Annotated in this window: 9 protein-coding genes; 5 read left to right on the top strand and 4 right to left on the bottom strand. The window is 53.2% G+C overall.

Annotation, left to right across the window (positions count from 1 at the left end):
- Nucleotides 1-696: Fic family protein (locus tag HQL65_19700; GenBank protein MBF0138462.1), on the top strand; the 696-nt coding region annotated here is incomplete at its 5' end.
- On the top strand, nucleotides 693-1,565 hold the full coding sequence (gene rfbD / locus HQL65_19695) for a dTDP-4-dehydrorhamnose reductase (protein MBF0138461.1): 873 nt from the start codon (nucleotides 693-695) through the stop codon (nucleotides 1,563-1,565). The genes HQL65_19700 and rfbD, both read left to right, overlap by 4 nt.
- Nucleotides 1,566-1,592: 27 nt before the next feature.
- Here rfbD and HQL65_19690 read toward each other — a convergent pair whose 3' ends face one another.
- Nucleotides 1,593-1,979: an ankyrin repeat domain-containing protein gene (locus HQL65_19690; GenBank protein MBF0138460.1), complete on the bottom strand. Its 387-nt coding sequence runs from the start codon at nucleotides 1,977-1,979 to the stop codon at nucleotides 1,593-1,595.
- Nucleotides 1,980-2,177: 198 nt separating this feature from the next.
- Here HQL65_19690 and HQL65_19685 point away from each other — a divergent pair, with 198 nt between their 5' ends.
- Nucleotides 2,178-3,014: a hypothetical protein gene (locus HQL65_19685; protein MBF0138459.1), complete on the top strand. Its 837-nt coding sequence runs from the start codon at nucleotides 2,178-2,180 to the stop codon at nucleotides 3,012-3,014.
- Nucleotides 3,015-3,360: 346 nt separating this feature from the next.
- Here HQL65_19685 and HQL65_19680 read toward each other — a convergent pair whose 3' ends face one another.
- The 3 genes from HQL65_19680 to HQL65_19670 form a co-directional block, all read right to left on the bottom strand.
- Nucleotides 3,361-4,137 carry a hypothetical protein gene (locus HQL65_19680; protein ID MBF0138458.1) on the bottom strand — a complete coding sequence of 259 codons (777 nt, stop codon included), beginning with the start codon at nucleotides 4,135-4,137 and terminating at the stop codon, nucleotides 3,361-3,363.
- A gap of 81 nt (nucleotides 4,138-4,218) precedes the next feature.
- Nucleotides 4,219-4,434 (bottom strand): transcriptional regulator, encoded by a 216-nt coding sequence (locus HQL65_19675; protein MBF0138457.1) that lies wholly within the window; start codon nucleotides 4,432-4,434, stop codon nucleotides 4,219-4,221.
- Between the two features lie 398 nt (nucleotides 4,435-4,832).
- Entirely contained in the window at nucleotides 4,833-6,254 is a 1,422-nt protein-coding gene (locus tag HQL65_19670) for an SUMF1/EgtB/PvdO family nonheme iron enzyme (protein ID MBF0138456.1), read from the bottom strand.
- A 387-nt stretch (nucleotides 6,255-6,641) separates the two neighbouring features.
- On the opposite strand from HQL65_19670, the gene HQL65_19665 reads away from it, so the two are divergent.
- Together HQL65_19665 and HQL65_19660 are read left to right on the top strand one after the other, a co-directional pair.
- Nucleotides 6,642-6,881: a ribbon-helix-helix domain-containing protein gene (locus HQL65_19665; GenBank protein ID MBF0138455.1), complete on the top strand. Its 240-nt coding sequence runs from the start codon at nucleotides 6,642-6,644 to the stop codon at nucleotides 6,879-6,881.
- Nucleotides 6,881-7,300, top strand: coding sequence for a putative toxin-antitoxin system toxin component, PIN family (locus HQL65_19660; protein ID MBF0138454.1), 420 nt, complete (start codon nucleotides 6,881-6,883; stop codon nucleotides 7,298-7,300). Before HQL65_19665 ends, HQL65_19660 begins: the two co-directional genes overlap by 1 nt.
- Nucleotides 7,301-7,573: the final 273 nt, after the last annotated feature.

The raw sequence follows: 7,573 nt of genomic DNA, 5'->3' as shown, positions 1-7,573 counted from the left end.
AAAGGGGAACAGATAGGGATCGTCTTTGCGACGGCCACTCCCTTCGATACACCACGTTTAATGACAGAATTGATCGTCTGGTTTCAGGATGATCTTCAAGCACACAACCTGCATCCGCTGCTGCGTATTGGCATATGGGTGGTTGTCTTTCTTCAGATTCATCCATTTCAGGATGGCAATGGTCGCCTGAGCCGCGTTTTGACGACTTTGTTGTTGCTCCAGGCAGGCTATCACCACGTCCCCTACAGCTCCCTGGAAAGCATCATCGAAGCAAACAAGGAAGCCTACTATCTGGCTCTCCGGCAAACACAGGGAACCATCCAGACCGATGCACCGAACTGGCAACCGTGGCTTTTGTTCTTTCTGCGTGCCCTGGCGGAGCAGGCCCGTCGTCTCGATAAAAAAATTGAACAGGAACAACTCTTCCAGGTGGCACTGCCGAAACTGGCCATGCAGATCGTGGCCTATACCCGTGAACAGGGCCGGATTACCATGGGAGAGGCCTGCCAGGTGACCCGTACCAGCCGTCATACCCTCAAATTGCATTTTCGTTCCCTGCTCGGGATGGGTTATCTTGTTCGCCATGGCAAGGGGCGTGGTGTCTGGTACGAATTGTCGCCCGGGGATCATTTCAGCGTGGATTTGGTTGGCAAGGGGATCATTCCAACAGGGGAGAACAGATTGTGGATGCGATGATCTTTGGCGCGGATGGGCAATTGGGACGTGAATTGAGTCGGTTGATCCCTGCCGGGTGGCAGGTGCAGACCTACACGTTTGCCGAATGGGACATCACCCGTGCCCGGGAGACCCGCAATCTTCTCTCAGAACACAAGCCGCAGATGGTCATCAATGCCGCAGCCTATACGGCGGTGGACAAGGCCGAAACCGAACCGGAATCGGCTTTTGCCGTCAACGCCACCGCTCCCGGGGCACTGGCCGAATCCACCCGGCAATTGGGCATTCGGTTGTTGCATGTCTCCACGGACTATGTGTTTGCCGGTCAGGCCGGGCGTCCCTATGCCCCTGCCGATCCGATCCAGCCGTTGGGAGTCTATGGCCGGAGCAAGGCCGAAGGGGAACGTCTGGTCATGGCCGCCACCGGGGGCGAGGCCACCATTTTTCGGACGGCCTGGCTTTATGCCGCCCATGGGCAAAATTTTCCCCGTACCATTTTGCGTCTTCTGCGCGAACGGGACCGGTTGCGGGTCATTGCCGATCAGATCGGCTCTCCCACCTGGGCACGGGGTCTGGCGCAGGCGATCTGGGCTGCCGCCCAGCGTCCGGAAAAAGGGGGCATTTGGCATTGGACCGATGCCGGCGTGGCCAGTTGGTACGATCTGGCGGTGGCGATTCAGGAGGAGGCCCTTGTCCTGGGCATGCTGCATCGCCCGGTTCCCATCGATCCGATTCCAACCCACGAATATCCCCTGCCTGCCCCCCGGCCTGCCTACAGCGTCCTCGATTGCACCGCCACCTGGAAATGGCTTGCGTGGACACCGATGCACTGGCGGCAGGCTTTGCGGGAAATGCTGGCCGAACTCGCTGCCCAGGAAGGCAAAAGTTGACTACGGCCCTGCGTCATCGGCGGGGGATTACAGGGTGATGTCGGCCCCATGTTTGAGCAACAGGGTCACAATCTCCCGGTGATCATTGTGGAGAGCGGCGGCCAGGGCTGTCCGTCCCCATTGGTCCCGGACATTGACTTCCGCACCCCGCTGGATCAGCTCTTCCACGAGATCGCTCCGCCCGGTCTCGGCGGCCTGGATCAAGGCGGTCTGGCCCAGAAAATCCTGTTCATGGGTCTGGTTTGCCTCCAGCAGGATCCGTCTGGACGGCAGGCTGATGGGCGTGCCATTGGTAATGGAACCATTTGTTTCGGTGTTGGTATTCCACCCATCCACATTGGACTTGGAGGGCATGGCCACCATGCTGGAGACGACAAGGCTGGTGGCAATCATGGAAAGATCGGAGAGTTTCATTCCGTTCCCCTTTTATAGTGCTGATCAGGGCTGCACCCATGCCGGTCAGGAATCAAGAACAGCCTGCCCCAACCGGTTCCGGGGGGATATATGGAATAACCATGCCAGCAACAGATAAAATAAAATTCTTTGTTTTTCAATTCGTTACAATATATTTTCCAGATGTGCCCGCCACCGTCCGACAACAGGGGGCAATTATTGCCGGCATGTTTTACCGGAACTCCTTGTCTGCAATGCGGCAACTTTCTCGTTCCCACCCTTGTTGATCCTTACGAAGTATGGATCACACCCTTCGAGGATGGAAATCGGACACGTTATATCGGATTGTTCCAGGGGATGATAAACTTTCTGGTCGTGGTGCGAGCCAACGAAGACGGCAGCTTCTTCTGGAATTTTGTTCGCTCCAACCCGAAATATCTGAATCGGCAAAGAGCAGGTGAGAGGATACAAAATCTCCGTGACCTTGGAAACAAAAATCGACGACCGCCCGTTAGGGGCGACCCTGAACTGTTTGCAAGCGGGAGCAGGTGCGTGAAGAAACCTTGCCTGGGGATACTGCCGGGACATAAGACTTGGGTAGATTATGGGAGGCCTCATCTCGCGGAGGTTTCCAGCCATCTACGTATTCCGGCACCTCCGCTGCTTACCGCCGCCGAATCACATGACAAAGCCTGGAGTATCCTGGCGGACGCAGTCGGCTTTTCCCCGGCAAATCCAACGCGGATTGTGGAAACCCCGGTCGAGAAGGTGATTCTCAGGAAGGAACTTCTGGAACACGTGGTGGCAAAGCGAGCAGATGCCAGAGAACGGTATGGAAACTTTCTATTGCCCACCCTCACCGATCCTTACGAGGCTTGGCTTGTGCCTTCCGAAGATGGGTTTCGGACGCGGTACATCGGACTTTTCCAGGATATGAGGGATTTGCTGGTCGTGGTCCGGGTAAAGGAGGATGGGAGTTTGTTTTGGAACCTGATCCGAACCGACCAGAACTACTTGAACCGGCAAAGAACAGGAAGCCTGTTATTCGGAAAATAAAAGGTGGGAGGTTGACCCGGAAGCGATCCTCTGGAAATCACAGCCGAACCTTTCAGCCGACTATCGGGTCCAGGCCCAGTCGGTTTCGCGCTCCCACCTTTCACCTGCAAGGATACAAAATCTTCACGACCATGGAAACAAAAATCGACGCTCAACATCCAACTGTTCAAGAACCAGAGGCGTGTGCAGTCAGGTGGTCGTTGCGGCCTTCATCTCCTGAAGAGGTCAACAACTCATGGATGCAATAAAAGATCCTGTCCCTGTGGTCCTGGTGGATACCGCTGGATTTGATCGTCTGGAGAGGGAGGAGGAGCGGTAAAGCAGTCACGCTTGACAAACACCACACCTACAATCTCTGCGCAATATCCCGAAGAATATTTTGAGTTTCTACTCTTTTAAGTTCAGGGTCAATACTCTGGATGTATTCACCAATAGCAGACATGCCATCGCCACGTTTTCTATTCTGAGGGGGTTCGATTGCCTCTATCAGGACGGCTTCAAACGTCGCGATAAGATTAGCAAGTGAGGTATCAGGATTGGTTTCCAGAAGATCACCTTCATCTGTTACACCAAGGAGACCAAACCACGAGAATCGATTCCAACGACTGTTGAGACGGTCATGCGTATGCTCATGAAGGCGTTTTCCTAATGAGCGGTCAACAGATCGTCCGACATATAACACTGTGTGGTGATCATAAAGAATGTAAATACCTTTTTGTTTACCAAAATCAACATGCTTGGAAGCTGCCGGCTGACTCCCGAATATTTTTGGATCATTGCGCCACACAACAAGATCACGTTGCCAATACATACCGAAACAACGAATAATTGAGTTAGATTCTTCTTCATCTGATCTGGGGTTGGATGACTTTTTGATATGCGAATCCAATGAATCTTTTAAAGTATAAATACCTTTACCAACACGCACAAACGGCGATTTGTCTCCGTCCCGTTTTATCGATGAAGTAATTTGTGCGCTCACAGTTGCCGATGGTGTTGCTCCATCAGTTTTGTAGTAACCCAGGGATAAAATTTGCGCAGAAATATCTGCATAGTGCAGAGGCTCTCCTGACTCTGAGAGTACCTTCTTGATGGCTTCTTTCCACGATTCTTCCACGGACATCCTCCTATTTGGTGCCAACGTATTGCAGACCTGACTTTCACCAATTTAGACCTGCTTCAAGCTTTTTGCAGGGGGCTCATATCACCCTGGTACAAGCTTGACATCCATGCGGCAGCCAACGGCATCGGAACATTCGTTCCTCAGTTTTTCCGCAACCTTGGCTTGAGTCAGCTCGGCGTTCTTTCGTACTGCAAGCAACTCATCGAACAATCGGAAATCATCGTCCAGAGCATCGTATGCTGCCTTGAATTCTGGATCGGCCATCCATTCTGCGACCATTTCATCGTGTGTTGTCATGGTACACATCCTTCAACCTTGCTCTGGCGGTTTCCAAATCACGAAGTGGTGTTTTATCCTCTCGAACAACCCGCCACCAAAAGCACAATCAACTATTTTTTCCTTGACAACCCTTGACAAAGTGGGATCTGAACCTGGGAGGGAACGCCAACTGTCGAAATTCATATGGTGTTCATCACTGACCCTGACCTGATGTAGAACAACTTAAGATTTCCTTCACCGTCCGAACAAAAGGCGGGAGGTTGGCCAGACAACGGCATCTGGATACCATCCCGGCGTCTCCCGTCAGCTATTGGGTCCAGACCCAGCCGACATCGCGCTCCCACCTTTCACCCATGAGGATACAAAACCTCTGCGACCAGGGAAACAAAAATCGACGACGATCAACAATCAACCACTCAAGGACCAAGCGTGCTGGCGGGGGCGGCGAGACGAAAGCCCAGATCGTCGCCGCGGATACCGGCGCTGTAGACGCCGCGGAAGGCGGCCCGGAGGATCACAGCAGGGCCGTGCCAGGACCCGCCCCTGACAGAACGTCGTTCCTGATCTCCTGTGTTGACCACAGGATCCTTGATCTCCGCGCTTTTCCCAGCGCGTTTTTTGTATGCCTTGCCATCCCAGACATCCCGGCACCACTCCCAGACATTGCCGGCCAGATCGAGATGGCCAAAAGGCCCTTTTCCCGCAGGGTATTGTCCCACAAGAGAGGGTTTTCCTTTCGAAGAATCCAACCCAAAACAGGCCAACTCCTTTGTTGGCTCCGCATGGTCCCAGGGATAACGTCGGCCATCAGTACCCCGGGCGGCATATTCCCATTGCGCCTCGCTGGGCAGCAGTATCTGCTTGCCGGACTTTTGCGTAAGCCACGTGCAAAAGGCTTCTGCATCCGACCAAGCCACACCCACCACGGGTTGATCTGGGTCCGAGTATTTTTGATTCTGCCAATAATAGGCAGGTTCGGGATGTTTGGTCAATTGGAGAAACAGGGCATAGTGCCGGTTGGTCACCGGTGTTTCTGCCAGCCAAAAGGAGGAGAGTTCCAACGGATGTGCCGGTTTTTCACTAGCGTGCTTTCCATGATCATCCCCCATGGTAAAGGTTCCTCCCGGGACTGGCAGCAATCGCAGCCCCGGCAGGGGTTCCAGAATGCGCTGGGTTGCGGTCGAGACGTTGTGGTGCCTGGCGACCGGTTCTTTATCGGCTTTGATACTGATAATCTCACTTCCCGGCTTGTCATCGCCCTGTACGGCGTTGACCGTAGCATTAGCACCTGCGTCCATGCCCGGAGAGGAGTCTGGAACGGATTGCGGAGTTGGATTCGGTGGGGGGGGGGTGGCCAGTTCGCGGATACGTTGATTCAATGCCTTGAATGTTTCTTTCTGCTCAACAGGCAACATGTGTTCCAACGTCTTCTCTGGGGTACCGTAGCCATGGATGTTGGTCAGGGTGAAGGACCTGGCATTGCCTTGGGAATCGGTAAAGGGAATGGCGGTTGCACTGGCATCCGAAGGACTTAAAAAGACCGGAAGAATTGTCAATGTGCCCTTTTCATAGGCGTTCAATATTAAGGGGAGTTCCTCTGTGCGGATAAAGTCTGATGCAAGAAAATTTTGCGAAATCAACAGGACGGCGATATTGGCTTCACTCAGTTTTTGGGTGATTTCCTTCGGCCAATCTACCCCGGGTTTGATATCATGATCACTCCAGGCCGTGACCAGCCCACCATTTTGCAGTGTTTTCAAAAACGGGAGAAAATTTTTCAACAGCTTGGCATCGGCATGGCTGTAACTTATGATGACCCGTGATTTTTCTGGTGGCATGCTCTTGACCCTTGCAAGGATGGAAATAACCTCATCACCACAATGCATGAGATCATCCAAAAAGTCAATCACCCTTCCGTTTCGCCAATAGTTGTTTCAGCGGATGAGGCTTTGATATGAAAATACTCTAATTAAATTTCAAACACCTGATCGACCATACCATCCCGTTTCAGGATGGTCTGACTGTAATCCCACAACTCCTGCAAGTGGGAGGTGATGATGGTCACGATGATGAGTAATTGCATCATGCGTTGTCATGGCATATCTCTTTCAATTCTGCTCTGATGGTTGCCAAATCAAGCAGTGGGGGCCAACGTTATGCAAATCGTTGACAGTATCCGCGCACAAGTGTATAGACATCCATACACCCAGATGCCGGAGATCAGTATGACATCAATTCGTTGGAATATTGCCGTTTCACCAGATACAGACAAATCCGTGCGCATGTTCATTGCGGCACAAGGCGGTGGTCGCAAGGGCGATCTGTCGCGATTCATCGAGGAAGCCGTGCGTGCCTACCTCCTGGAACGCGCCGTCGAACAGGCCAAGACCGCCGCCGCCGACATGAGCGAGACTGATTTGACCGATCTGATCGACGAAGCCGTGCAATGGGCACGTGAGTATTGATGCGTGTCATTTTGGACACCAATGTGCTGCTTGGTGCGTTGATTTCGCCTTACGGCTCACCTGACAAGATCTATCGCGCTTGGCGTGCAGCCAGGTTTGATCTGGTGACATCAACGGCACAGCTTGATGAACTGCGGCGAGTGAGTCGCTACCCGAAGCTCAAGGCCATATTGCCGGCCCACCGCATCGGCACGATGGTGAATAACATGCAGCGTGCCATCGTGCTTGGGGTTTTGCCTACCCTTCCGGAAAGCATCGACGTGAACGATCCGAATGACACTTTCCTGCTTTCGATGGCCATGGTTGGCGAGGCTGACTATCTGGTGACCGGTGATCGCCGTGCCGGGCTTATGCAACGTGGCAGCGTTGGTCGCACGCGGATTGTCACCCCGGCCACATTTTGCACCGAAGCGCTTTGACATGACCATGACCGGCCAACCCTGCTGTTTCTTGCGCTGTCAATCGGCGACAAGAACGCAAAAATAATTCCTGTCCAGATGCTATTGATGCATGACCTGTTCGCCAGGAGTGCGGGTTGTGGCGCAATTCAACCTCTGGTCGTAGACACATTAAATATGGGAGAGGTTGCAACAGTTTGAACACGACCGCCGTTCTGCTCACCCAGATGGGAACCCCCGATGCCCCCACGGTCCCTGCCGTGCGGCACTATCTGCGCGAATTCCTGTCCGATC

This window comes from Magnetococcales bacterium (genome assembly GCA_015228935.1).
In the GTDB taxonomy this organism is placed as follows: Bacteria; Pseudomonadota; Magnetococcia; order Magnetococcales; family DC0425bin3; genus HA3dbin3.
This window is presented reverse-complemented; position numbering and strand designations above follow the sequence as displayed.